Raw genomic sequence first — 22876 nt, forward strand, 5'->3', positions numbered from 1 at the left:
AGAACGTCAGGCGTTCCAGCGCACCATCGACCAGTCGTGTGTGACGTCGTCGCGACGCAGCCAGACGCAGCCTGACATGTCGAGCGACCATTTCAGGCAGCGCTCTACGGTCAGCCCGAGCACCGTCGCCGCGATCACGCGCATCACGCCCGCATGCGTGACGACATAGGCAGGCGACAGTTCGCGCGTCTGCTGGAGCGCGTCGAACCATGCGCGCACGCGGCTCACGAACTGATCGACGCTTTCGCCGCCGTGCGCACGCGCGCCTTCGAAGTCGTTCGCCCATGCGTCGATCAACGCGCGATCGATATCGTTCCAGCGCTGTAGCTCCCACGTGCCGAAGTCCATTTCCTTCAGGCTGTCGTCGCGGCTATACGTACAGCCGAAGTTCGCGGCGAGCGCGGCGGCTACCGATGCACAGCGCGTAAGCGGACTCGACAGCAGCACGCGCGGCGCGGGCACCTGCAAGGTCGCGAGACGCACGGCCAGCGCAGCGGCCGATGCTTCCGGCGCATCGGCGAGCGCCACGTCGCTATGGCCGTAGCAGACGCCTTCTTCGACGTCGACAGCCGGGTGACGGATCAGAACGATATCCATGCGAGCCCCACCAGGTAGATGGCCAGTTCGAAGACCTGCTGGGCGAAGCCCAGACAGTCACCCGTATATCCGCCGATGCGCCTGACAAAATAACGGCCCAATGCAAGACGCAACACGACCAGCACGAGCAGCGTGATGCAACCGGCCTGCCATTGCGGCCAGAAGAGCCACGGCATTCCTACTACGATAGCGCAGCAAAAAGCATTGCGGGACATGCGCTGCGCGACGGGTTTCGCCTTGCCTTCCGCGCGCACGTAATCGAGCGTGACAAGATAGCTGATCGCGCATGCGCGGCTTGCCGCATGCGCCGCGATCATCAGCCACGCTGCGCGCAGCGGCGGCAATGACGCGAGCGTTTGCCACTTCAGCGCGAGCGCGATCGTGAGCGCAATCGCGCCGAATGCGCCGATGCGCGAGTCGTGCATGATGCGCAGCGTATCTTCGCGCGTATAAGCGCCGCCGAACGCATCGACACAATCGGCCAGTCCGTCTTCGTGAAATGCACCTGTGACGAGCAGCGTCGTCGCCATTGAAAGCAGTACGGCCACGCCCGCCGGAAAGATGCGCAGCGCAGCCATGTACACGACCGCGCCCGCCGCGCCGACCAACGCGCCGACGAGCGGAAAGTATCGCGCCGCCGCGTTCAGATAATGCGGCTCGTAGCCGACCCAGCGCGGCACGGGGACGCGCGTGAAGTAGCCGAGCGCCGTGAAGAAATAGCGCAGTTCATTCATCGCTGGTCGTCGCTCGCGGTTCGCTCTTCACGGTTCATCCTTCGCGGTAACGGTTCATTCGGACGCCCTTGTGCATGAGCGCGCACGGCATCACGCATCACGCGTCGCGTTGCGCGACACCCGCCGATTCGAAGCTCGCCATTTCGTTGATGAACGCGACGGCCGCGCGCAGCAGCGGCATCGCCAGCGCCGCGCCCGTGCCTTCGCCAAGACGCAGATCGAGCGCGAGCAGCGGCGCGGCGCCGAAGTGATCGAGCATGCGCCGGTGCCCCGCCTCGTTCGACGCATGCGCGAACACGCAGTAGTCGCGCACGGCGGGCGCGAAGGCATCGGCGACCAGCAACGCCGACGACGCGATAAAGCCGTCGACGACGATCGTCATGCGCGCTTGCGCCGCCGCGAGATAGGCGCCCGCCATCATCGCGATCTCGAAGCCGCCGAACGTCGCGAGCACGTCGAGCGGATCGTTCGACGCCGCGTGATGCGCGAGCGCCGCCGCCAGCACGTTGCGCTTTTTCACGAGGCCGGCATCGTCGAGGCCCGTGCCACGTCCGACACATTCGTCGATGGCGATGCCGCACAACCGGCTCATCAAACACGCAGCCGACGACGTGTTCGCGATCCCCATCTCGCCGAAGCCGATCACGTTGGTGCCGAGCGCCGCATGATGACGCACGCGCTCCGCGCCCGCGTGCATCGCGGCGAGGGCTTCGTCGCGCGTCATCGCCGGTTCTTGCGCGAAGTTGCGCGTGCCCTTGCCGATGGGTATGTCGACGAGTCTTTCATGCGGCGCGAAGTCGTACGCGACGCCTGCGTTCACCACTTCGAGTTCGAGGCCCGCGACGCGGCTGAACGCGTTGATCGCCGCGCCGCCCGCGAGAAAGTTCAGCACCATCTGCGCCGTCACGGCTTGCGGGTAGGGACTCACGCCCGCGTTCGCGATGCCGTGGTCGGCGGCGAAGACGATCATCGCGGGACGCATGATCGCAGGCTGTGTCGTGCGCTGGATCATGCCCATCTTCAACGCGAGCGCTTCGAGCTGGCCGAGGCTGCCGGGCGGCTTGGTCTTCAGATCGATGATGCGTTGCAGTCCGGCGCGCAGCGTTTGATCAAGCGGCTCAATAACTGGCAGGTCGGACAAAGCGGGCAGTGAAGTGGTCATGTTCGTATCGGCGTGAAGTGTCTGCATGAGGTGTCTGCATGAGGTGTCTGCATAACGTATCAGCGTAAAAGCGCGGTTCATGCAGGGTCCGTGCGAGCCGATGGACGCGTTGCCGGTATCAGCGCTTCATCGTCGCCGTCGCGGATCAGCATGAGTGGATAGCCGAATGCGCGGCTCGCGAGCGATGGTGTCAGCACATCGCGCACGGGTCCCGCATGCGCGACGCCATTGCCTTCGAGCAGCAGCGCATGCGTCGCAAAACGCCGCGCGAGATTCAGATCGTGACACGAGAACATCACTGTACGCCCGGCGCCGTGCGTCCATGCATTCAATGCTTCGAGGCAATCGATCTGATGATGCAGGTCCAGATGCGCGAGCGGCTCGTCGAGCAGAAGCAACGGCGTGTCCTGGCACAGCACGGCCGCGAGTGCGACGCGCTGGCGCTCGCCGCCCGACAGCGACAGCACATCGCGCGAAGCGAAATCGGCGAGACCGAGTATATCGAGCGCCGCATGCGCAGCCGCGTGGTCTTCGTCGCGCTCCCAGCCCCAGCCGGCCAGATGCGGAAAGCGGTTCAGCAGCACGATATCGAGCACGCTCGCGCTGAACGCATCGTGCGACGCTTGCGGCATCAGCGCGCGGCGCTGCGCGAGCCGCGCAAGCGGCCATTCGTTCACGCGCATGCCGTCGAGTTCGACATGACCTTTGGCCGGATGCAGCAGGCCGGCGAGCGTCGAGATCAATGTGGTCTTGCCCGCGCCGTTCGGCCCGGCGATGCACCAGACCTCGCCGGGATGGAACGTATGCGTGAAATCGTCGAGCAGCGTGCGCGAGGCTGCGCGCAACGTCAGCCGGTCGGCGTACAACGTGAGTTCGATCGCGGCGCGTGCGTTCATGCGCGCCTCCGCCGCAGCAGCATCCACAGAAACACGGGCACGCCCGTCAATGCCGTAATCACGCCGACGGGCAACTGCGCGGGCGCGATCACGATGCGCGCGACCAGATCGGCGCCCATCACGGCGACGCCGCCGCCGAGCGCGGACGCGGGCAGCAGCATCCGCTGGTCGTTGCCGAACGCGAGACGCAGCATGTGCGGCACGACGAGCCCGACGAAGCCGATCGTGCCACCCGTCGTCACGGCCGCCGCGGCCGCCAGTGATGCGACGAGATACACGCGCAGCCGCGCGCGCATCACGGGCACGCCGAGCGCCTGCGCCGCTGCATCGCCGCGCAGCAGCACATTGAGTTGCGGCGCGGCGGGCACGATCGCGATCAACGCCACGCACAACGCGGCAAGTGCGAGCCACGGCATGCCGCCGCCGTTCAGGTCGCCGGTGAGCCAGAACAGCATGCCGCGCAAACGATTGTCGGGTGCAACGGTCAGCAGCAGCGTGATGATGGCGCCCCACCCCGCTGCGATCACGGCGCCCGTCAGCAGAAGACGCGGCGACGCGTCCTGCGGCTCGCCGCGCCACAATGCGCCGCGCGCGAGGCCGAGCACGAGCAGGATCGACGCGAACGCGCCGGCGAAAGCGGATACATCGACGATCCACCATGCGCAGCCCGCGATCATCGCGACGAGCGCGAAGCTCGCCGCGCCGCCCGACACGCCGAGCACATACGGCTCGGCGAGCGGATTGCGTAACAGCACCTGTAGCAACGCGCCCGCGAGCGCGAGCAGCGCGCCGCATCCAAAGCCCGCGAGCGCGCGCGGCAGGCGCAGCGTGCGAACGATCTCGATACCAAGATCGCCCGCTGCGTCGTGCGACGGCAGCAATGCAGCGAACACGCGCAACGGCGCGACGCTCACGCTGCCCAATGCGAGCGACGCCACGAACACGACGATCGCGGCAACGCCTAGCGCGGTCCAGATCGCGAGCGCGCGCTTCGCGCTCATGCTTCGCGCGACATGAATGCGCTGAGATTGCGCGGCGCCGTTCATCGCGCGTTACTGCTGCTGCCAGCCAAGCGTGATGTACGCGCCGCGCCGAGGCGTGTTGTACGTGTAGGCAAGTTCATAGTCCTTGTCGAAGAGATTCTGGATCTGCGCAGCCACATACCATGCCTTCGTGATCCGATAGCGCGCGGACAGATTCACGATGCCATAACCGCCGAGCGGCGTGCCGCCATCGACGCGCTCGCCGCTCAGAAGCCATTCCCCGCCCACGCGCCAGCTGCCGATATTGCGGTTCGCGGCGAACGATGCGAAGTGACGCGCGCGGCGGTTCAGGTCGGTGTGCGTGTCCTCGTCGACGGGATTCTGGAACGTCACGGCCGCGCGCACGTCGGTCCTGCCGACATGTCCCGCCCACGATCCTTCGATGCCCTGCACCTTCGCATGACCGACGTTCTCTGCAACGTAGATGCCCGGTGTCGTCTGCACATAGTCGATCAGGTTCGTGTAGCGCGTCTCGAACGCGGTGAGCTTCATCAGACCCAACGCATCCGATGCGTACTGCAAGGCCGCCTCGACGGAATGACTGCGCTCCGGCTGGATCAGCGGATTGCCGCTGAACGGGTAGTACAAGTCGTTGAAACTCGGCGCGCGAAACGCATCGGACCAGCTTGCAGTCGCCTTCCAGTGCTCGTCGAAGTCGTAGCCATAGCCGAGATAGTAACTGTTGGCCCCGCCGAAATCCGAGTACTGGTCGCGCCGCACATTCGCCTGTATCTGGTTGTTGCCCAGGCGCCCCGAGTAGCCCGCGAACACCGAGTTCACGTGACGGTCGGGCGCCGTGTACTGATTCGAATCGAGCGTCTGGTCCAGATGCTCATAGCCGATCTGCAGCTTGTGATCGCGCGCAAACGTCAAATCGTTCTGCCATGTGTACTGCCGGTTGTCCGAATCGTAGCGGTACAGATAGTCGCCGTTGAGCGCCGTGTTGCTGCGATCGTTGCCCGTCGCGGCGATGAAGTGCGTCGTCCACCACTCGGTGAGCTTGCCGTTCGCGAACGCGGACGCCGTCTGCACCTTGCTGTGCAGATTGTTCAGATCGGTGGGCAGGCCGAACGGATTGTCGAAGCTGTCGTTGCCGTTCGACTGGAAATAGCGCAGACCCACGTCCCATTGGTCGTTGAACCGGTGACGCAGCGACGCGCTCGCGCTCTCGTTGAAGTAGCCGTTCGCGTTCGGATTGACGGGCGCGAGCGTGGGATCGATCGACGAGAAGCCATCCGTCTTCGCGCGCGCGAGCGTGACGCTGAAGGTGGTCTTGCCGTCCTTGTCGAGCGCGCCGTCCACGCCTGCCGCTTGCCGCTGTGTGTGATAGCTGCCGTATTCGAGCTCGAAGTGAAAGCGCGGCGGATGATTGCCGCCGTCCTTCGTGAACACCTGCACGACGCCGCCGATCGCGCCCGAGCCATACAGCGCCGACACGTTGCCGTTAACCACTTCGACATGATCGATCTGGTCGAGCGGAATCTGTTCGAGCTGCGCGCTGCCCTGGCTCACCGAATCGACGCGCACGCCGTCGATCAGCACAAGCGATTGCGTCGCCGACGCGCCGCGCAGAAAGAGACTCGACGTCGAGCCGGGACCGCCGTTGCGCACGATCTGCGCGCCGGGCGCGAGCTGCAGCAGACCGGGCAGATCGCGTGCTGTCGTATCGGCGATGTCCTGCGCGTCGAACAGCGTGGTCTGCGGAATGGCATCGGCGAGGCGTTGCGCGCCGCGCTCCGCGGTGACCACGATGGGCGAGAGCGTCGGCGCATCGGCGCCAGCATCCGTCGAAATGGTCGAGGCAGAGGATTTTGCGGAGGGCTTCGACGAAGGCTTCCCGGCGCCGCTGTCCGGTTGATCCGTCGTCATGGCGGATGAGTCCGCATGATGATCTGGAGACTGCGTTTGAGACTGCGCGTCGGTCTGCGCGCAAGCGGCGAACGGCGCATATGAGAGTGCGTATGCAAGTACGGCAAGCGCAGCGTACGGCGCACGCGCAACGCGCGGGAACAGCGGGGTGAGCATCGAAAGAGTCCTGTGGGCCTATTGCGCGGCCCGCTCCTCGTGGGCCGTTGCCTGTCCAAGGGGCGACGCGCCTCTTGCCTCTGGCCGGTATCCGGGCTGACGACGTGCCGACCCGCCTTCCCGCGCACAACGCGCAGTGGCTTCTCGCACGGCGTTCGAACACACAGAGGGTTCGACGCGTGCATGGGTCGACCTGCAGGAACTGCGGTCGTTGTACCGTTGCGAGGACAGCGCAGGTTGGCTCGTCCGGGAGGACTTCGCTCCCTGCTTCCCGTTTAACTGCGCGCGGCGCGATACCGTGCGCGGGCACCAAAGTGCCGCAAGTGTAGAAGTGGTGAGCAAACGCGTCAAGAAACGCGGGACATCGTACGAATGTCCAAAGGGGGACCGTTAAAAAAGCCCTTTTTAAAGGGGTAAAAATGCGTTAAATGCGGATGGACACCTGGATAATGCGGCTTTAACGCGTTACTGTTACGTCTCGAAACGAGACAAATGTCCGAGCGTGCGACATTCCGCGCTAGAATGCCATGTCTTTAGAGGACGCAGCACATGCTCACCGAACTCGAAACACTGTCACAGAACATCGGCCGGCTGATCGAGATCAGCCAGCGCTATAACGAGGCGCGCATCGCGCTAGAAGAACAGCTCGCGCAAGCGCGTGCCGAATGCGAATCCACCCGCGCAGAACTCGAACAGGCCCGTGAAGAACGCAACGCGCTGCAGGCGGAGCGCGATGCGCTGTCCGCGAAGATCGACGACGCCCAGGTGCGTCTGAACGCGATCCTCGAGAAGCTGCCGCGCGCGCGTGGTCACAACGAGCCCGACAATCAACTCGATCTCCTCGCGCCCGAACAGCAGGCGCAGGCCAATCACGACGCGAACAACGACGCGACCCGCCACGGAGAAAATGCATGACCACGAAGCAGATCGAAGTGTCGATCCTCGGCCAGTCCTATCGTCTCGCCTGCTCGCCGGAAACGGAGTCGGCACTGCTCGAAGCGGTGGCGCGTGTCGACGCCGAGATGACGAAGATCCGTGCCAACAGCAATGTGCGCGGACAGGACCGTATCGCCGTGATGGCGGCGTTGTCGCTGGCATCGGAACTGCTTAGGCTGCAAGCCAGCGTGCGTCACGGAGAATCATTTCCCGCCGAGGAAATCCGGCGTACAATGCATCAGATGAACGAGCAGCTGGGCACTGTTATTCAACAGTACAGCGTGCAGTAAATGAATCGCGATGGGCTTGATTGATCGGCAATCAGGCCCATGTTGTAGAGCAAACGTTTTTCAGCTTCCCTGCCTGGTTCGCCAAGGTCATATATTCCTTGAACCAATGCTATGTGCACGGTTGCGGAAATTTGTAGCACGGGCGTGCGCGTCACTCAGTCTGATGTACCCGAAGTGCTGCTAACTGCGACCAATTCTGAACCTCAGGTTCAGGATGCCGGCCTAGCGGCTATGGCGGGGACCCAACAAACGGCATCGGACTTTGTCCGGTGCCGTTTTTCTTTGTGCGCGTGCCTGTGCGGGAACTGATCGGCAAACCCTTCCCTCTTCTTCACGTTCAATCGACTCATGCGCTACTGGCTGATGAAGTCCGAACCGGACGAAGCAAGCATCGACGATCTCGCTAAGGCGCCGCAGCGCACGCTGCCCTGGACGGGCGTCCGCAACTATCAGGCGCGCAATTTCATGCGCGACATCATGAAGATCGGCGACGGCGTGCTCTTCTATCATTCGAGCTGCCCGGAGCCCGGCATTGCGGGCATCGCCGAAGTGTCGTCGACGCCTTATCCCGATCCGACCCAGTTCGATCCGAAGAGCGATTATTACGACGCGAAATCGACGCAAGAGACGCCGCGCTGGACGCTCGTCGACGTCGTGTTCAAGAAGAAGATCCAGTTGATTCCGCTTGCCGAGTTGCGAGCGCATCCCGAACTCGCCGACATGCGCGTGCTCGCGAAGGGCAACCGTCTGTCGATCACGCCCGTCACCGAAGCCGAGTGGGCGTTCATTACGAAGCAGCTTGCGAAGCAAACCGCGTGAGGCTCGTCGGCACCGGACCCGGGTCTGTGTTTGAACGGCGCGGCATCGGGTGGCGCGCTCGCATTCGAAGCGATGCTCGAATGGACTCGGGGAACCAGATGGCCCTTTCAAACGCCTAATCGCCCGCAAGCGCCATGCCACGCGCGAGCGTCGAACGATCGACGTGAGCCGCGCCGTCGATGCATGCGCGCACAACCTGCTCAACGAAGGAGTCGAACAATGACGAAAAAATCCGCGCTCGTGTGGGCGCTCGCCGGCGCATGCGCGGCACCGTTTGCACTTGTGCTCGCGCCCGCCGCCGCAAACGCGCAAACCGCCGTGCAGCAATATCAGCCGGCGGGCGTCCTGTCACTGAACGCGCAATCAAGCGCCGAAGTGCCGCAGGACGTCGTCGATATCACGCTGTTTTACGAACAGGAAGCGAGCGATCCGTCGTCCTTGACGGGCACGCTGAACCAGCACGCCGACCAGGCGCTGCAAAAGGCGAAAGGCGTCGCGGGCGTAACGGCACGCACGGGGGCGTTCTCGATCTACCCGTCGACGGACCGCGATGGGCGCATCTCCGCATGGCGCGGCCGCACGGAGATCGTGCTGGAGTCGCACGACTTCGCGGCGGCGTCGAAGCTCGCGGGGCAACTGTCGTCGATCATGCAGGTCGGCAACGTGCAGTTCTCGCTGTCGCCGGAAGCGCAGCGCGCCGCCGAGCAAAAGTTGACAGGTCAGGCAATCGCATCGTTCAGGCAGCAGGCCACGGCTGCCGCGCAGGCGTTCGGCTACAGCGGCTATTCGATCCGCGAAGTGAACGTCGGCCACGGCGGCATGCCGCCGCGCCCGGTGATGATGATGAGCATGCGTGCGGATGGCGGCAGCGCGAAGGCCGCCGCGCCCGTGCCCGTCGAAGGCGGCACGTCGACGGTGACGGTCAACGTGTCGGGATCGGTGCAGATGAAGTAACGCGCACCGTGCGCACTTGCCATTTGATCCGCGCATATGAAAAACGCCACGGCATGCCGTGGCGTTTTTCATGTCCGCCTGAACGGACGCGAACGTGACGCGACGCTCAACTCGCGTTGACGGCTTGCGCAGCGTCGCGACGGTCGCGCCGATACGCCCACAGCAGCATCAGGATGCCGGCGATGATCATCGGCAGCGACAGCCATTGGCCCATCGACAGGCCGAGCGCTAGCAACCCGAGGAAGTCGTCCGGCTCACGCGCGAACTCGACCGTGAAGCGCGCGAGACCATAGCCGATCAGAAACACCGCCGACGCCGCGCCGACGGGACGCGGCTTGCGCGTGAAGAACCACAGCACGAGGAACAGCACGACGCCTTCGAGCGCGATCTCATACAGCTGCGACGGATGGCGCGGCAGCATGTGATATTGCGCGAACACATCGGCGAGTTGCCATTGCGTGGCCTGTGCCGGATGCGCGGCGATCCAGCCCGCGTCTTCGTTCGCCGCGCCCGGGAATAGCATCGCCCAAGGCGCATCCGGCGACGTCACGCGGCCCCACAACTCGCCGTTGATGAAATTGCCGAGGCGCCCTGCCGCCAGCCCCGTCGGCACCATCGGCGCGACGAAGTCCGTCACCTGAAGCCACGTGCGCTTGCGCTGCCACGCGAACAGCACCATCGCGAGCGTCACGCCGAGAAAGCCGCCATGAAACGACATGCCGCCTTCCCAGACCTTGAAGATGTCGAGGGGATGCGCGAAGTACCAGCTCGCCTTGTAGAACAGCACATAACCGAGACGTCCGCCGAGGATCGTGCCGAGCACGCCGTAGAACAGCATGTCGTCGATATCCTTCGGAGTCCAGCCTTGCGCGGCGACATGCGGCAGACGCAGCCGCAGGCGGCCCACGACGATCGCCATGACGAAGGCGACCAGATACATCAGGCCGTACCAGCGGACGGCCAGCGGCCCCAGATGGATGGCGATGGGGTCGAAATTCGGGTGGATGTGCATCGTATCGTTATAGGGGTTCGTCGTTATTCAAGCGCATTGGACGCGCGCGGGGATAAAGGGTTCGCAGCAGCTTCGCCGTGCTCTCCGGCGAGCGCATCGGCACATGCGAGCCGCTAGCCGGCGAGTACATCGGCATGCGCGCGCACGATGTCGATGAAACCGGCCAGCACGGGGCTCACTTCCGCCGTGCGCCACACGAGCCCCGTGACGACGGCAGGCACCGATTCGCGCAGCGGACGATACACCACGCCCGTGCGCCGCAGGTTACGCAACGATTGCGGCACCAGTGCGACGCCCATCCCCGCCGACACGAGGCTTACGATCGTCTGCATCTGGATCGCTTCCTGGCCGATGCGCGGCGTGAGACCGGCCGCGCCGTAGCAATCCATAATGATGTCATAAAAGCCTGGCGCAAGACGCCTTGGGAAAACGACGAGTGGCGCGTCGCCGGCTTGCGCGAGGCTCAAGGGCCTGTCGCGCCATTCAGCGGCACTTTGCGCATCGCCTTCGATGCGCGCCGCCATCTCCGTCGACATCGCGATCACCAGCGGCTCGCGCGCAAGCGGCAACCACGACAGTTGCGCCGCGTAGCGAGGCGGGAGCGGCCCGATCACGAGACCCGCGTCGATGCGCGCCGCCACCAGTTCATCGATCTGCACGTCGCTCGTCGCTTCGAGCAGTTCGAGCCGCACGCGCGGATGCCGCGCGCCGAACTCGCGCAACAGCGGCGGCAAGAGCCCGTAGTCGGCCGTCGACACGAACGCCAGCGACAGCACGCCCGCCTCGCCGCGCGCGAGACTCTGCGCGAGCGGCCGCAGCCCTTCGGCGGCCGCAAGGAGGCGCCTCACCTCGGGCAGCAGATCTGCGCCGACGGGCGTCAGCTCGACGGAGCGCTTCGTGCGCGCGAACAGCTCGACGCCCAGCGTGTCTTCGAGCGCGCGGATGGCCTGCGACAGCGGCGGCTGTGTCATCGACAGCCGCGCCGCCGCGCGCCCGAAGTGCTTTTCTTCGGCGACGGTCACGAAATAGCGCAACTGGCGGAGATCGGGAATCGCGGGCAGGCTCATCGATACATTTTACGACCTAATCGGCGCTGAATAATATATTGGACATTCGTTTGCAGAAACTGCATTCTTGCGCGACGCGCCCGAACTAGACTTAAGAACCCGCGCCAGCCCGCCCGCCATTGGGCCGCGAGCAAGCCAACGGGCGCACGGATCAAAACAACTGGATGGAGCTCCCCATGCCGTACAACCGTCGTTCGAAGAACATCACGCAAGGCGTCGCGCGTTCGCCGAACCGTTCGATGTATTACGCACTCGGCTATCAGAAAGATGACTTCGACAAGCCGATGATCGGCGTCGCCAACGGCCACTCGACGATCACGCCGTGCAACGCCGGCCTGCAACGCCTCACGGACGCCGCCGTCGAAGCCGTCAGGCGCTCCGACGCGAACCCGCAGACCTTCGGTACGCCGACCATTTCGGACGGCATGTCGATGGGCACGGAAGGCATGAAGTACTCGCTCGTGTCGCGGGAAGTGATCGCCGACTGTATCGAGACCTGCGTGCAGGGTCAGTGGATGGATGGCGTCGTCGTGATCGGCGGCTGCGACAAGAACATGCCGGGCGGCATGATCGGCCTCGCGCGCATGAACGTCCCCGGCATCTACGTGTATGGCGGGACGATCAAGCCGGGCAACTGGAAGGGCACCGATCTGACCATTGTGTCGTCGTTCGAGGCCGTCGGCGAATTCACGGCGGGCCGCATGTCGCAGGAAGATTTCGAAGGGGTCGAAAAGAACGCATGCCCGACCACGGGCTCGTGCGGCGGCATGTACACGGCGAACACGATGAGCTCGTCGTTCGAGGCGCTCGGCATGTCGCTGATGTACTCGTCGACGATGGCGAACCCGGATCAGGAGAAAGTGGATTCGGCGGCCGAATCGGCGCGAGTGCTGGTCGACGCCGTCAAGAAGGACCTCAAGCCGCGCGACATCATCACGAAGAAGTCGATCGAAAACGCCGTCGCGCTGATCATGGCGACGGGCGGCTCGACCAACGCCGTGCTGCACTATCTCGCGATCGCGCACGCTGCGGAAGTCGAGTGGACGATCGAGGACTTCGAGCGCATGCGCAAGAAAGTGCCCGTGATCTGCGACCTGAAGCCGTCGGGCAAGTACGTCGCGACCGATCTGCACAAGGCAGGCGGCATCCCGCAAGTGCTGAAGCTCCTGCTCGACGCGGGCCTCCTGCACGGCGACTGCATGACGATCACGGGCAAGACGATCGCAGAAGAACTGAAGGACGTGCCGGCCAAGCCGCGCGCGGATCAGAACGTGATCTATCCGATCGACAAGGCGCTCTACAGCGAAGGCCACCTCGCGATCCTGAAGGGCAACCTCGCGGAAGACGGCGCCGTCGCGAAGATCACCGGCCTGAAGAACCCCGTCATCACGGGCCCGGCGCGCGTGTTCGACGACGAGCAGAGCGCGATGGAAGCGATCCTCGCCGACAAGATCAAGGCCGGCGATGTCGTCGTGCTGCGCTACCTCGGCCCGCAAGGCGGTCCGGGCATGCCGGAAATGCTCGCGCCGACTTCGGCGATCATCGGCAAGGGGCTCGGCGAATCCGTCGGCCTCATCACTGACGGCCGCTTCTCGGGCGGCACGTGGGGCATGGTCGTCGGTCACGTCGCGCCGGAAGCGTTTGTCGGCGGCACGATCGCGCTCGTGCAGGAAGGCGACTCGATCACGATCGACGCGCACAAGCTGCTGCTGCAACTGAACGTCGACGACGCGGAACTCGCCCGCCGCCGCGCAGCATGGAAGCAGCCGGCACCGCGCTACACGCGTGGCGTGCTGGCCAAGTTCGCGGCGCTCGCGAAGCCGGCGAACAAGGGCGCCGTCACGGGCTGAGGCGCGAACGCCGATCGCGTCACTGGACGCCACTGACGCGACGCCACAGACGCCGCAAGCGCTGCCTTCGCTGACGCAACGCAGCAACGCGAGATCGCAGCGAACGAATGCAGCGCGAGGCTTCGACGAACGAAGGGGCACACGGATCGCCGTGTGCCCCTTTGCTTTTATAATGCGTCCACCACAGGCCGGGCCCAGGTCGCCGGCGGAGACCATAATGAAATCGAAGTCGTATGCGGCAGTCTTGCTGGCAGGCGCTTTGACGCTCGCCGGCGCGGCGCGCGCGGAATCGGCCCCAGGCCTCGCGCTCGCACAGAAGGAGAACTGCATGAGCTGCCATTCGGTGACGCGGCAGTTCATGGGACCGGCGCTGCACGATGTCGCCGCCCGGTACGCATCGCGCAGCGATGCCTCGCATTACCTCGCGCGCAAGATCATCGAAGGCAGCGCGGGTGTCTGGGGCACTGTGCCGATGCCCGCGAACACGCAGGTCACGCCCGACGAAGCAGCGTCGCTCGCAAGCTGGATCATGACGCTCAAATAACGCCAGCGCCGGGTACGGGCTTGCGGATCGCGCCCCGGCGCGTTGAAGGCGCGCGACGTAAAACGTCAAATGGCGCTTACTTGCCGTCCGCGCTGTTGCCGAGTTCTTCGCGGATCGCTTCGCGCACCCACCTCAGCATTTCCGTTTCGAGTGCGAGCGCGACTTCGCGCGTGATCTGGTTGACGAGCCACGTCGTGTGATCCTGAAACGCGTCGCGGCAGCGCGCCTCGATCAGGTTGCGCCCCTCGCCTTTCAGATAGGTCGCGAAGCGTGCGCGCAAGCGTTCGGCCAGCACGTCCGCATCATATTCGGGCGCGTCGGCGGGTGTAGGGATGTGCCCGGTCGGCGCCGGCGTTGCGCTGGGGCCAGGCGGCGCGACATAGCGTTCAGCCGCCGATCCCGATGTGAACTCCGCTTCGCCCGGCACGAACTGCGCGGGCTCGCGCGCGGGCACAAGCGCTTCTTCATGCGCGGCTTGCGGCGCATGCGCGTCCATTCCTTCGAGTTCGGGATGCATGGCTGGCTCGTCCGGCAGATCATCAAGCGCAGGCTCATACACCGAATCGAGCACGGGCACATCGTCTTCTTGCGTGGACGGCTCGCGAGGCGCTTCATGCGCCGCTTCATGCACCCCCTCATGTCCCTCTTCATGCGCTTCGTGATGATCCTCGTCATGCGCCGCTTCATGCCGCTGCGCATGCGAAGTATCGTGGCCATGCCCATGCCGCTTCGAACGCTTCGTCTTCGCATGGGGATCGTGGCCCGTGACCATCACATCGGTCAGAACGGGAATGTCTTGATCGGAAGAGTCAGAAGATTGGGACACGAAAGCCTCCCTTTAAAGATCGGACGATGCGGTTCCGCGCGAATCGGACAAGACCGCGCATCGAGCGGACATGAACCGTCAGGCGCCCTGCTTGTAGTTGTTTAGAGCATAGCCGCGATCGCGATAGAAGCGGTAGCGCTCCCGGCCCGCGGCCAGTTCGTCGGGCTCGTTGCCGACGATTTCCAGCAGGCGTTCGAAGCGCGCGAACTGCGGCGGCACTGTCGCGCTCAGATTCAACAGTATCTGATGATGGGGCACGTCGTCGAGCGACGACGTGAGCACGACGGGCGTTTGCGCCGCGAGCGGACTCGCCGCCATGCAGTGCGGCACGAAGTCGAGCGCAGAGAAGGTCCAGAGCTGCTCGTCGAATGCGCGCAGCCGTGGCGGCTCGGCCAGCACGATGAGCGGCTGGCCGGCCTGATACGCCTTGCGCACGAGACGGCACGCATAGAGCAGCGAATCGCCGACGTTCGAATGAAAGTCGATGCGGGTCATCGGCGAGCCTGCTTCACTGCTTGGTGCGTGCGGGAACTGCGATGCATCATTGTGCTGCGCGATCGATCAGGAACTGCGACAGCAACGGCACGGGACGGCCCGTTGCGCCCTTCGCCGCGCCGCTCTTCCATGCGGTGCCCGCGATGTCGAGGTGAGCCCACGGATACGCGTCCGTGAAGCGCGACAGAAAGCACGCCGCCGTCACGCTGCCCGCCGGACGTCCGCCGATGTTGGCGATATCCGCGAAATTCGACTTGAGCTGTTCCTGATACTCGTCGTCTAGGGGCAGACGCCATGCCGGGTCGCCCGCTTCCTTCGACGCGTCGAGCAGTTCGCCCGCCAGCACGTCGTCCTTCGAGAAGAGGCCGCTGTTGTGATGGCCGAGCGCGATGATGCACGCGCCCGTCAGCGTCGCGATGTCGATCACGGCGGCGGGCTTGAAACGCTCCGCGTAGGTGAGCGCGTCGCACAGAATGAGACGCCCTTCCGCGTCCGTGTTCAGCACTTCGATCGTCAGCCCCTTCATGCTGGTGACGATGTCGCCCGGCTTCGTCGCGTTGCCTGCGGGCATGTTCTCGCAGGTCGGAATGATGCCGACGACGTTCAGCTTCAGGCCCATTTCGGCGACGGCGCGCATCGTGCCGAGCACCGAGCCCGCGCCGCACATGTCGTATTTCATCTCGTCCATGCTGTCGCCAGGTTTCAGCGAGATGCCGCCCGTGTCGAACGTGATGCCCTTGCCGACCAGCACCACGGGCGCAGCCTTCGCCGAACCGCCCTGATGCTGGAGCACGATGAATTGCGGCGGCTCGATGGAGCCTTTCGTGACCGAGAGGAACGAGCCCATCTTCAACGCTTCGAGCTGCTTCTGGCCGAGCACCTCGACCTTCAGCTTCCAGTCTTTCGCGAGCTTCTTCGCGGTGTTCGCCAGATAGCTGGGCGTGCAGACGTTGCCCGGCAGGTTGCCGAGATCCTTCGTCAGGTCCATGCCGTTCGCGAGCGCGACGCCCTGCTTCGAGGCGACCTTCGCGAGCTTTTCATCGGCGGCGTCGACGCTGAACACGATGCGCTTCAACGCGCGCGCGCCGTTGTCCGGCTTGCTCTTCATCTGCGTGAACTTGTACGTCAGTTCGCGCAGCGCGAGGATCGCGGCGCGCACCGCCCAATCCGTCGAGCGCTCCTTGACGGGCGCCTGCGCCAGCGTGAACGTGACCTGCGCGACCTTCGTGCCGAGGATTGCGCGCCATGCCGCGCGCACGGCGTCGCCGTAGGCTTTCTGCGTGAAGGCATCCTGCTTGCCGAGGCCGACCAGCAGCACGCGCGACGCGCCGATGCCCTGCACTTCATGCAGGAACACCGTGCTGCCGATCTTGCCGTCCATGTCGCCGGCCTTGACGATGCGCGTGAGCAGCCCCTTGGTGGCCGCGTCGATTTCCAGCGCTGCGCCCGACAGCGTCTGCGACTCGAACACGCCAATCACGATGCAATCCGATTTCCCGGTAAGGAACCCGTTGGTCGAGCCTTTGCTCCAATCACAGGCTTTTATGCTAAAGTCCATCGCGCTTGTCCTCGGATAAAATCTGGGCTTAGGATGAAAGCCGCAATTATCCGCTATTTTTCCCGCGGCGGCTGCACGGAAGGCGTGATGGGGCCCAACCCCGCCGTCCACCGGGGCGCGCCCTCTCCTCATCAACCATGATTTTTGAACGCTCCCTCCAGCGCGAACTGGCGTACACGGCTGGCGCCGTGTTCATGGTCCTGCTCACGCTGGTTCTGACGACGATGATGATCCGCATCGTCGGCTTCGCGGCATCGGGTGAAATCGATCCGCGCGACGTGCTCGTACTGATCGGCCTCACGGTCATCGGCTATCTCGCGATCATGCTGGTCGCGACGCTGTTCGTGTCGATCCTGTTCGTGCTCACGCGCTGGTACAAGGATTCCGAAATGGTCGTGTGGCTCGCGTCAGGCGTGAGTCTCACGCGCTTCATCAAGCCGGTCGGGCTGTTCGCGACGCCCATCATCCTTCTGATCGCGTTCTTCGTGTTCGTCGGCTGGCCGTGGTCGAACCAGCAGAACAAGCTGATTCGCGCGCGCTTCCAGCAGCGCGACGAAGTATCGCTGCTCGCGCCTGGCCAGTTCCGCGAATCGGCCACGAGCCATCGCGTGTTCTTCATCGAGAAGATGTCGCCCGACCAGGGCCACGTCGAAAACGTGTTCGTCACGAGCACGGAGAACGGCAAGGTGAACGTGGTCGTATCGAAGAACGGCCACACGGAAACGCACAAGAACGGCGACCGCTTCGTCGTGCTCGAAAACGGCCGCCGCTATGACGGCGAGCCGGGTCATCCGGATTTCCGCATCATGGAGTTCGAGCGTTATGGCGTGAAGATCCAGAGCCAGCCCGTCGTCAATACGCCGACCACGACGGGCACGCCGACACTTGATCTGTTCCGCGACCCGACGCGCCAGAATCTCGCCGAATTCGCGTGGCGCGCGGGCTTGCCGCTGATCGCGATCAACCTGATGCTGCTCGCCATTCCGCTTGCACACCAGAATCCGCGCCGCAGCCGCACGATCAACCTTGTGATGGCCGTGCTGATCTATCTGACGTATTCGAATCTGCTGAACGTCGTGCAGTCGTGGATCGAGCAGGGCAAGATGTCGTTCGGCGTGGGGCTCGTGGGGCTGCATATCGTGGTGGCGCTGGTCGTCGCGTTCATCTTCTGGCTGCGGGTGCGCAACCGGCCGTTGTTCACGCGAGCGATGTTCAGCCGGGTTGCAAACACACCGGCGCAGGGAGCGTGACCGATGCGCATCTATGAAAAGTATTTCGCGCGGCAGGTCTACCTCACGTTCATCTTCATCCTGTTCGCATTCTCTGGTCTCTTCTTCTTCTTCGACCTGATCAACGAACTGAACTCGGTCGGCCACGGCAACTACAAGTTTCAGTACGCGGTGCTGCGCGTCGCGTTGCAGACGCCGTCGCGCTTCTACGAAATCATTCCCGTCGCCGCGCTGATCAGCGCGATCTATGTGTTCGCGCAGATGGCGGCGAATTCCGAATACACGATTTTCCGCGTGTCCGGTCTCGCGACGAACCAGGCGCTGCGCTCGCTGCTGAAGATCGGCATTCCGCTCGTGATCCTCACGTACATCATCGGCGAAGTGGTCGGCCCGTACACGGACCAGTTGTCGGAGCGCGTGCGTCTGGAGGCATTGGGCTCGTCGGTGTCGAGCAATTTCCAGTCGGGCGTCTGGGTGAAGGACACGCTGACGTCGCGCGCCGACGGCGAGCAGGTGACGCGCTTCGTGAACGTCGGCCAGTTGCAGCCCGATGCGACGATCACGAACGTGCGCATCTACGAGTTCGATTCGAAGTTCCGTCTGTCGAACGTGCGCATCGCGAAGTCGGGCAAGTATCAGCCGCCGGGACACTGGGCGCTGACGGACGTCACGGATACGCAACTGATCGATGTCGCGCCCGACGCGGGCAAGCCCGCCGATGCATTGAACCCCGTCTATCGCGCGAAGCAGGTGACGCTGCCCGAATACTCGTTGCGCTCGGAACTGACGCCGCAGATTCTGTCGGTGCTGCTGGTCGCACCGGAGCGGATGTCGATGTTCAATCTGTTCCGCTATATCCAGCATCTGACCGAGAATCATCAGGACACGCAGCGTTATGAGATCGCGTTGTGGCGCAAGCTGCTGTATCCGTTCGCTGTGTTCGTGATGCTCGTGCTGTCGTTGCCGTTCGCCTACTTGCACACGCGAGCAGGCGTCGTGGGCATGAAGGTGTTCGGTGGGATCATGCTGGGGATGAGCTTTCAGCTCTTCAACACGCTCTTCTCGCACATCGGTAATCTGAACACCTGGCCGGCGCCTTTGACGGCCGCGACGCCGGCGTTGTTGTATCTCGTGCTTGGGCTCGTGGGGCTCAAGTGGGTCGACCGGCACTAGCTGCCTTTTACGGACGCCCGGCTATGGGATCGCATGGCATTGTGCTGTTTGCGCATGGCGCGAGAGATGCCCGCTGGGCCGAGCCGTTCGAGCGTCTTGCCACCCGCTTGCGCGAGTTGCGCGGCGCCGATGCAGGGCCCGTTTCGCTCGCGTTTCTCGAATTGATGACGCCCGATCTGCCGTCCGCTGTCGCCGATCAGGTGTCTGCGGGGGCGTGCGTCGTGACCGTCGTGCCTGTGTTCTTCGGCCAGGGCGGGCATATCCGGCGCGACTTGCCTCTTATCCTCGATCAGTGCCGCGCGGCCAATCCGAGTGTCGAGATCCGCTGCTCCGTTGCCGTCGGCGAGGACGCCGATGTGATCGAGGCGATTGCCGGCTATTGCCTACGGCAGGCTTCTTCCTGACCGGCTTTACACGGCTTTACGCCGCGAACAGGAAGCACGCTTCACTTCATCGCATCGAACACGATCCGCGCAGCCTCATCGACGACCTCGTCCTGGGGCGGCGTTTCCTTGGGCGTTACGCCAGTGAAATAGACGGCAACAACGAACGCGGCCGCAGGCGAATACACAACGGCGACATCATTGGCCGTGCCGTAGTCGCCGCTTCCCGTCTTGTCGGCCACGGGCCAGCCGGAAGAACGGACGGCCGCCCTGATGCGTCTTTCTCCCGTCGCATTGCCCAGCAGCCACGCCTTCAGCTTTTCGCGCTGCGGCGGCTCCAGCACATCGTCCGACAGCAGGATCTTCTGCATATCGCGCATCATCGCGCGCGGCGTCGTGGTGTCGCGCATGTCGCCCGGCACGGCGTCGTTCAGTTCCGGCTCCCGTCGCACGAGATCGAACCACGTATCGCCGATCGAGCGCGCAAACTCGTTCAACACTTCTGATCCGCCCAGCGCGGTCAACAGCAGGTTGGCCGCCGTGTTGTCGCTGTACTGGAGCGCCGCTGCGCAGATCTCGCCCATCGACATGCCCTCGCTCACGTGCCGCTTCGTCACGGGCGAATTCGCGACGAGATCCATCTCGCCATAACGAATATGCGTGTCGAGCAAAGCACGCTCGGCGATGCTGCGCTTCAGGATCGCGGCGACGGCCAGCAGCTTGAACGTGCTGCACATCGGAAAGCGCTCCGACTCGCGATAACCGACATACGACCCATCGGCCGTGTTGAGCGCGGCGACACCGAGACGTCCACCGCTCCTCGCTTCGAGTTGCTCGAAGCGCTCATGCGCGGCCAGATTGATCGCCACAGACGAAGCCGGCTGCGCGCGCACGCCTATGACGGGACCAGCAGCAAGCGCAATCAGCAGTGCACGACGCAACGAAGAATGGGACATGAGGCATGTGGTGAATGCAGAGCGAAAGCGAATGTTATCGCAACGCATGTGCCTGCCTTTGCGTGTCTGCTCGACTGTCCGATAACAGCGAACCGACGCGACGAACCGAAAGCGACGAACCAAAGACAATCGGCCGCATTCACTCGCGCGAATGCGGCCGAAGAAAGAAACAGCAAAAGCTCTCGCGCTACGCGACCCGCAATGCAGGCTCGCCTGACTCGGCAGAAGACGAATCGTCCGAATGCGGCTCGCTCGTCAGCACGCGCTCGGCGAACGCATCGCCGATCATCAGCAGCGAAGGCTGCGCGGGATCGAGCCACAGTTGCGCATCGCCTGCCGCGAGTCCTTCGAGCGTCAGCGTCAACGTCCGCTCGCGCGGCGTCGAGCATGCCTCGACGATCGCCACGGGTGTCGAGCCTGCGCGGCCCGCGTCGATCAGCTGTTGCGCGATCTCGGGCGCGCTGTCGCGGCCCATGTAGAACACGAGCGAATCGGCGTTCACCTGCTCGCGAATCTCGGCGGAATCCGCCGCGCGGCTGTGCGTCGCCAGCGCGACGCTGCGCGATACGCCACGCAGCGTCAGCGAACGGCGCAGCGATGCCGCGCTCGCCAGTGCCGCCGTGATGCCCGGCACGACTTCATATTCGATTCCCGCTGCTTCGAGCGCGCGCATCTCTTCATCGGCGCGGCCGAACAGCATCGGATCGCCGCCCTTCAACCGCACGACGACGCCATGCTCGCGCGCCGCATCGACGATCTGCTTGTTGATGAAGTGCTGCGCGGTCGAGCGCTTGCCGCAGCGCTTGCCCACCGCGATCTTGCGTGCTTTCGGCGCGTAGTCGAGCATCGCCGGCTCGACGAGCGCATCGTGCAGCACGACATCGGCAACGGCCAGCAGCCGCGCGCCGCGAACCGTGATCAGGTCCGCTGCGCCAGGCCCCGCGCCGATCAGATAAACCTTGCCCATTTGCTGCTCCGTTCCGCTTCGTTACCTGCTCTCTTCCATTATGCAGAGACAGAACGAATCATGCCGGCCGCCACCGTGTGATGCGTCGCTTCGTCGATCAGCACGAACGCGCCCGTGCCCGGATGCGCATCGTACTCGTCGGCGACGATCGGCTTTTGCAGCGTCAGCGACACGCGGCCGATGTCGTTCATCGACAGCTCGTGGCGGTCCGTCGCGTGCGACAGCGTATGCACGTCCAGCACCTGCTTGATGCCGCCGACACGCGCGAACACCGTGTTCGTCGTCTGCTTCAGCAGATACTTGCGCGCCGTCGACAGCGGCGCGTCGTCGAACCAGCACAGGTCCGCTTCGAGCTTCTTCGCCGGCTGAACCGTCGCGGACGCATGCACGAACGTATCGCCGCGCGACACGTCGACGTCTTCCGTGAGACGGATCGTCACCGTCTGGCCCGCGAACGCGCGGTCCACTTGCGCGGTGCCGCCCGGCACGGGCGCGATGATTTCAGCGACCGTCGCCTGGCGGTTCACCGGCAATACGACGATCGCATCGCCGAGCTTCACTTCGCCCGATTCGACACGCCCCATATAGCCGCGGAAGTCGTCGGCCTGGCTGCCGTCCTGGCGCGCGACCCATTGCACCGGGAAACGCAGTGCGTCGTGCGTGGCCGTATCGACGGGCAGCGCTTCGAGCACGTCGAGCAGCGGCTCGCCCGCGTACCACGGCATGCGCTCGCTCGCCGTCACGATGTTGTCGCCTTTCAGCGCCGACACGGGCACGAAGCGCACATCGCTCAAGCCGAGCTGGCGCGCGAGCGCGACATACGCGTCGCGGATTTCGTTGAAACGCGTTTCGCTGTAGTCGACGAGGTCCATCTTGTTGATCGCGACGATCACATGCTGCAGGCCCAGCAGCTTGACGATCGCGCTGTGGCGCTTGGTCTGCGGCAGCAGTTGCGCGACGCCGTTCTCGAACGTGACGCGCGTCGCGTCGACGAGAATAATCGCGGCGTGCGCCGTCGATGCGCCCGTCACCATGTTGCGCGTGTACTGCTCGTGGCCCGGCGTGTCGGCGATGATGAATTTGCGCTTCGCGGTCGCGAAGTAGCGGTACGCGACGTCGATCGTGATGCCCTGCTCGCGCTCGGCTTCGAGGCCGTCCGTCAGCAGCGACAGATCGATTTCGTCGCCGACCGTGCGCTTGTTCTTCGCGCGCGACAACGCGGACAACTGGTCCGACAGCACAGCCTTGCTGTCGTACAGCAGGCGGCCGATCAGCGTGCTCTTGCCGTCGTCGACGCTGCCCGCCGTGATGAAACGAAGCACGCCGAGGTCTTCAGGTTGATGAATGCTCATGGTTGTGT

General features: G+C 64.3%; 23 protein-coding genes, 1 other RNA gene and 1 riboswitch. Of the genes, 10 read left to right on the forward strand and 14 right to left on the reverse strand.

Going from position 1 to position 22876, the window contains the following annotated elements:
* Window positions 1-6: 6 nt before the first annotated feature.
* The 6 genes from cobC to BMW76_RS07975 all read right to left on the reverse strand — a co-directional run bounded on the left by cobC (window position 7) and on the right by BMW76_RS07975 (window position 6457).
* Window positions 7-597, reverse strand: coding sequence for an alpha-ribazole phosphatase (cobC, locus tag BMW76_RS07950; protein WP_090864594.1), 591 nt, complete (start codon window positions 595-597; stop codon window positions 7-9).
* Entirely contained in the window at window positions 582-1331 is a 750-nt protein-coding gene (locus BMW76_RS07955; protein WP_090864595.1) for an adenosylcobinamide-GDP ribazoletransferase, read from the reverse strand. Before BMW76_RS07955 ends, cobC begins: the two co-directional genes overlap by 16 nt.
* A gap of 97 nt (window positions 1332-1428) precedes the next feature.
* The gene (gene cobT, locus BMW76_RS07960; protein WP_090864674.1) at window positions 1429-2493 is read right to left on the reverse strand and encodes a nicotinate-nucleotide--dimethylbenzimidazole phosphoribosyltransferase; all 1065 of its coding nucleotides are present in this window, start codon (window positions 2491-2493) and stop codon (window positions 1429-1431) included.
* A gap of 77 nt (window positions 2494-2570) precedes the next feature.
* Window positions 2571-3389, reverse strand: coding sequence for an ABC transporter ATP-binding protein (locus BMW76_RS07965; RefSeq protein ID WP_090864675.1), 819 nt, complete (start codon window positions 3387-3389; stop codon window positions 2571-2573).
* Window positions 3386-4390, reverse strand: coding sequence for a FecCD family ABC transporter permease (locus BMW76_RS07970; protein ID WP_407668907.1), 1005 nt, complete (start codon window positions 4388-4390; stop codon window positions 3386-3388). Before BMW76_RS07970 ends, BMW76_RS07965 begins: the two co-directional genes overlap by 4 nt.
* Before the next feature lie 51 nt (window positions 4391-4441).
* Window positions 4442-6457: a TonB-dependent receptor domain-containing protein gene (locus tag BMW76_RS07975; protein WP_090864597.1), complete on the reverse strand. Its 2016-nt coding sequence runs from the start codon at window positions 6455-6457 to the stop codon at window positions 4442-4444.
* A 65-nt stretch (window positions 6458-6522) separates the two neighbouring features.
* Window positions 6523-6786, reverse strand: a riboswitch (cobalamin riboswitch).
* A 220-nt stretch (window positions 6787-7006) separates the two neighbouring features.
* Between BMW76_RS07975 and BMW76_RS07980 the strand changes: the two genes are divergently transcribed.
* From BMW76_RS07980 to BMW76_RS08000, 5 genes are all read left to right on the forward strand, one after another.
* Window positions 7007-7372: an ATPase gene (locus tag BMW76_RS07980; RefSeq protein WP_090864598.1), complete on the forward strand. Its 366-nt coding sequence runs from the start codon at window positions 7007-7009 to the stop codon at window positions 7370-7372.
* Window positions 7369-7683 carry a cell division protein ZapA gene (locus BMW76_RS07985; RefSeq protein ID WP_090864599.1) on the forward strand — a complete coding sequence of 105 codons (315 nt, stop codon included), beginning with the start codon at window positions 7369-7371 and terminating at the stop codon, window positions 7681-7683. Before BMW76_RS07980 ends, BMW76_RS07985 begins: the two co-directional genes overlap by 4 nt.
* Window positions 7684-7746: 63 nt before the next feature.
* Window positions 7747-7928, forward strand: a non-coding RNA gene (gene ssrS, locus BMW76_RS07990) — 6S RNA.
* 103 nt (window positions 7929-8031) lie between these two features.
* The gene (locus BMW76_RS07995; RefSeq protein ID WP_090864600.1) at window positions 8032-8502 is read left to right on the forward strand and encodes an EVE domain-containing protein; all 471 of its coding nucleotides are present in this window, start codon (window positions 8032-8034) and stop codon (window positions 8500-8502) included.
* A gap of 219 nt (window positions 8503-8721) precedes the next feature.
* Complete coding sequence (locus BMW76_RS08000) at window positions 8722-9456, forward strand: SIMPL domain-containing protein (protein WP_090864601.1); 735 nt, start codon at window positions 8722-8724, stop codon at window positions 9454-9456.
* A 106-nt stretch (window positions 9457-9562) separates the two neighbouring features.
* On the opposite strand, the gene lgt is transcribed toward BMW76_RS08000, so the two are convergent.
* Both lgt and BMW76_RS08010 read right to left on the reverse strand, forming a co-directional pair.
* Window positions 9563-10468: a prolipoprotein diacylglyceryl transferase gene (gene lgt / locus BMW76_RS08005; protein ID WP_090864602.1), complete on the reverse strand. Its 906-nt coding sequence runs from the start codon at window positions 10466-10468 to the stop codon at window positions 9563-9565.
* Window positions 10469-10581: 113 nt separating this feature from the next.
* Entirely contained in the window at window positions 10582-11535 is a 954-nt protein-coding gene (locus BMW76_RS08010) for a LysR family transcriptional regulator (RefSeq protein WP_090864603.1), read from the reverse strand.
* Window positions 11536-11711: 176 nt separating this feature from the next.
* Here BMW76_RS08010 and ilvD point away from each other — a divergent pair, with 176 nt between their 5' ends.
* A complete protein-coding gene (gene ilvD, locus BMW76_RS08015) occupies window positions 11712-13385 on the forward strand; it encodes a dihydroxy-acid dehydratase (RefSeq protein WP_090864604.1) in 1674 nt (557 codons plus the stop codon).
* A gap of 217 nt (window positions 13386-13602) precedes the next feature.
* Window positions 13603-13929 (forward strand): c-type cytochrome, encoded by a 327-nt coding sequence (locus BMW76_RS08020; RefSeq protein ID WP_090864605.1) that lies wholly within the window; start codon window positions 13603-13605, stop codon window positions 13927-13929.
* 76 nt (window positions 13930-14005) lie between these two features.
* Here the strand turns inward: BMW76_RS08020 and BMW76_RS08025 are convergent, their stop codons facing one another.
* From BMW76_RS08025 to BMW76_RS08035, 3 genes are all read right to left on the reverse strand, one after another.
* Window positions 14006-14755, reverse strand: coding sequence for a DUF2486 family protein (locus BMW76_RS08025; protein ID WP_090864606.1), 750 nt, complete (start codon window positions 14753-14755; stop codon window positions 14006-14008).
* Window positions 14756-14833: 78 nt separating this feature from the next.
* Window positions 14834-15250 (reverse strand): DNA polymerase III subunit chi, encoded by a 417-nt coding sequence (locus BMW76_RS08030; RefSeq protein WP_090864607.1) that lies wholly within the window; start codon window positions 15248-15250, stop codon window positions 14834-14836.
* A gap of 46 nt (window positions 15251-15296) precedes the next feature.
* Window positions 15297-16808: a leucyl aminopeptidase gene (locus BMW76_RS08035; RefSeq protein ID WP_090864608.1), complete on the reverse strand. Its 1512-nt coding sequence runs from the start codon at window positions 16806-16808 to the stop codon at window positions 15297-15299.
* Window positions 16809-16945: 137 nt separating this feature from the next.
* Between BMW76_RS08035 and lptF the strand changes: the two genes are divergently transcribed.
* Genes lptF through BMW76_RS08050 form a run of 3 tightly spaced genes read left to right on the forward strand, consistent with a single transcriptional unit; the run spans window position 16946 to window position 19614 of the window.
* Window positions 16946-18058 (forward strand): LPS export ABC transporter permease LptF, encoded by a 1113-nt coding sequence (gene lptF / locus BMW76_RS08040; RefSeq protein WP_090864609.1) that lies wholly within the window; start codon window positions 16946-16948, stop codon window positions 18056-18058.
* A gap of 3 nt (window positions 18059-18061) precedes the next feature.
* Window positions 18062-19210 carry an LPS export ABC transporter permease LptG gene (lptG, locus tag BMW76_RS08045; protein ID WP_090864610.1) on the forward strand — a complete coding sequence of 383 codons (1149 nt, stop codon included), beginning with the start codon at window positions 18062-18064 and terminating at the stop codon, window positions 19208-19210.
* A gap of 23 nt (window positions 19211-19233) precedes the next feature.
* Window positions 19234-19614 (forward strand): sirohydrochlorin chelatase, encoded by a 381-nt coding sequence (locus BMW76_RS08050; protein ID WP_090864611.1) that lies wholly within the window; start codon window positions 19234-19236, stop codon window positions 19612-19614.
* Window positions 19615-19655: 41 nt separating this feature from the next.
* Here BMW76_RS08050 and bla read toward each other — a convergent pair whose 3' ends face one another.
* The 3 genes from bla to BMW76_RS08065 all read right to left on the reverse strand — a co-directional run bounded on the left by bla (window position 19656) and on the right by BMW76_RS08065 (window position 22868).
* Window positions 19656-20549 (reverse strand): class A beta-lactamase, encoded by an 894-nt coding sequence (bla, locus tag BMW76_RS08055; RefSeq protein ID WP_090864676.1) that lies wholly within the window; start codon window positions 20547-20549, stop codon window positions 19656-19658.
* Between the two features lie 187 nt (window positions 20550-20736).
* On the reverse strand, window positions 20737-21516 hold the full coding sequence (gene cobA, locus BMW76_RS08060) for a uroporphyrinogen-III C-methyltransferase (protein ID WP_090864612.1): 780 nt from the start codon (window positions 21514-21516) through the stop codon (window positions 20737-20739).
* 38 nt (window positions 21517-21554) lie between these two features.
* The gene (locus tag BMW76_RS08065) at window positions 21555-22868 is read right to left on the reverse strand and encodes a sulfate adenylyltransferase subunit 1 (protein ID WP_090864613.1); all 1314 of its coding nucleotides are present in this window, start codon (window positions 22866-22868) and stop codon (window positions 21555-21557) included.
* Window positions 22869-22876: the final 8 nt, after the last annotated feature.

Origin of the sequence: Paraburkholderia diazotrophica (assembly GCF_900108945.1) — a bacterium.
Taxonomy (GTDB): domain Bacteria; phylum Pseudomonadota; class Gammaproteobacteria; order Burkholderiales; family Burkholderiaceae; genus Paraburkholderia; species Paraburkholderia diazotrophica.

Bases quoted from the DNA above. Each gene is read 5' to 3' on its own strand.
- BMW76_RS08020 (WP_090864605.1), top strand. From the start codon at position 13,603: ATGAAATCGAAGTCGTATGCGGCAGTCTTGCTGGCAGGCGCTTTGACG.
- cobA (WP_090864612.1), bottom strand. From the start codon at position 21,516: ATGGGCAAGGTTTATCTGATCGGCGCGGGGCCTGGCGCAGCGGACCTG.
- cobC (WP_090864594.1), bottom strand. From the start codon at position 597: ATGGATATCGTTCTGATCCGTCACCCGGCTGTCGACGTCGAAGAAGGC.
- BMW76_RS07995 (WP_090864600.1), top strand. From the start codon at position 8,032: ATGCGCTACTGGCTGATGAAGTCCGAACCGGACGAAGCAAGCATCGAC.
- BMW76_RS07965 (WP_090864675.1), bottom strand. From the start codon at position 3,389: ATGAACGCACGCGCCGCGATCGAACTCACGTTGTACGCCGACCGGCTG.
- BMW76_RS08050 (WP_090864611.1), top strand. From the start codon at position 19,234: ATGGGATCGCATGGCATTGTGCTGTTTGCGCATGGCGCGAGAGATGCC.
- lptF (WP_090864609.1), top strand. From the start codon at position 16,946: ATGATTTTTGAACGCTCCCTCCAGCGCGAACTGGCGTACACGGCTGGC.
- BMW76_RS07970 (WP_407668907.1), bottom strand. From the start codon at position 4,390: ATGAGCGCGAAGCGCGCGCTCGCGATCTGGACCGCGCTAGGCGTTGCC.
- BMW76_RS07955 (WP_090864595.1), bottom strand. From the start codon at position 1,331: ATGAATGAACTGCGCTATTTCTTCACGGCGCTCGGCTACTTCACGCGC.
- BMW76_RS08010 (WP_090864603.1), bottom strand. From the start codon at position 11,535: ATGAGCCTGCCCGCGATTCCCGATCTCCGCCAGTTGCGCTATTTCGTG.
- BMW76_RS07980 (WP_090864598.1), top strand. From the start codon at position 7,007: ATGCTCACCGAACTCGAAACACTGTCACAGAACATCGGCCGGCTGATC.
- ilvD (WP_090864604.1), top strand. From the start codon at position 11,712: ATGCCGTACAACCGTCGTTCGAAGAACATCACGCAAGGCGTCGCGCGT.
- cobT (WP_090864674.1), bottom strand. From the start codon at position 2,493: ATGACCACTTCACTGCCCGCTTTGTCCGACCTGCCAGTTATTGAGCCG.
- bla (WP_090864676.1), bottom strand. From the start codon at position 20,549: ATGTCCCATTCTTCGTTGCGTCGTGCACTGCTGATTGCGCTTGCTGCT.
- BMW76_RS07985 (WP_090864599.1), top strand. From the start codon at position 7,369: ATGACCACGAAGCAGATCGAAGTGTCGATCCTCGGCCAGTCCTATCGT.
- lgt (WP_090864602.1), bottom strand. From the start codon at position 10,468: ATGCACATCCACCCGAATTTCGACCCCATCGCCATCCATCTGGGGCCG.
- BMW76_RS08035 (WP_090864608.1), bottom strand. From the start codon at position 16,808: ATGGACTTTAGCATAAAAGCCTGTGATTGGAGCAAAGGCTCGACCAAC.
- BMW76_RS08030 (WP_090864607.1), bottom strand. From the start codon at position 15,250: ATGACCCGCATCGACTTTCATTCGAACGTCGGCGATTCGCTGCTCTAT.
- BMW76_RS08065 (WP_090864613.1), bottom strand. From the start codon at position 22,868: ATGAGCATTCATCAACCTGAAGACCTCGGCGTGCTTCGTTTCATCACG.
- BMW76_RS07975 (WP_090864597.1), bottom strand. From the start codon at position 6,457: ATGCTCACCCCGCTGTTCCCGCGCGTTGCGCGTGCGCCGTACGCTGCG.
- BMW76_RS08000 (WP_090864601.1), top strand. From the start codon at position 8,722: ATGACGAAAAAATCCGCGCTCGTGTGGGCGCTCGCCGGCGCATGCGCG.
- lptG (WP_090864610.1), top strand. From the start codon at position 18,062: ATGCGCATCTATGAAAAGTATTTCGCGCGGCAGGTCTACCTCACGTTC.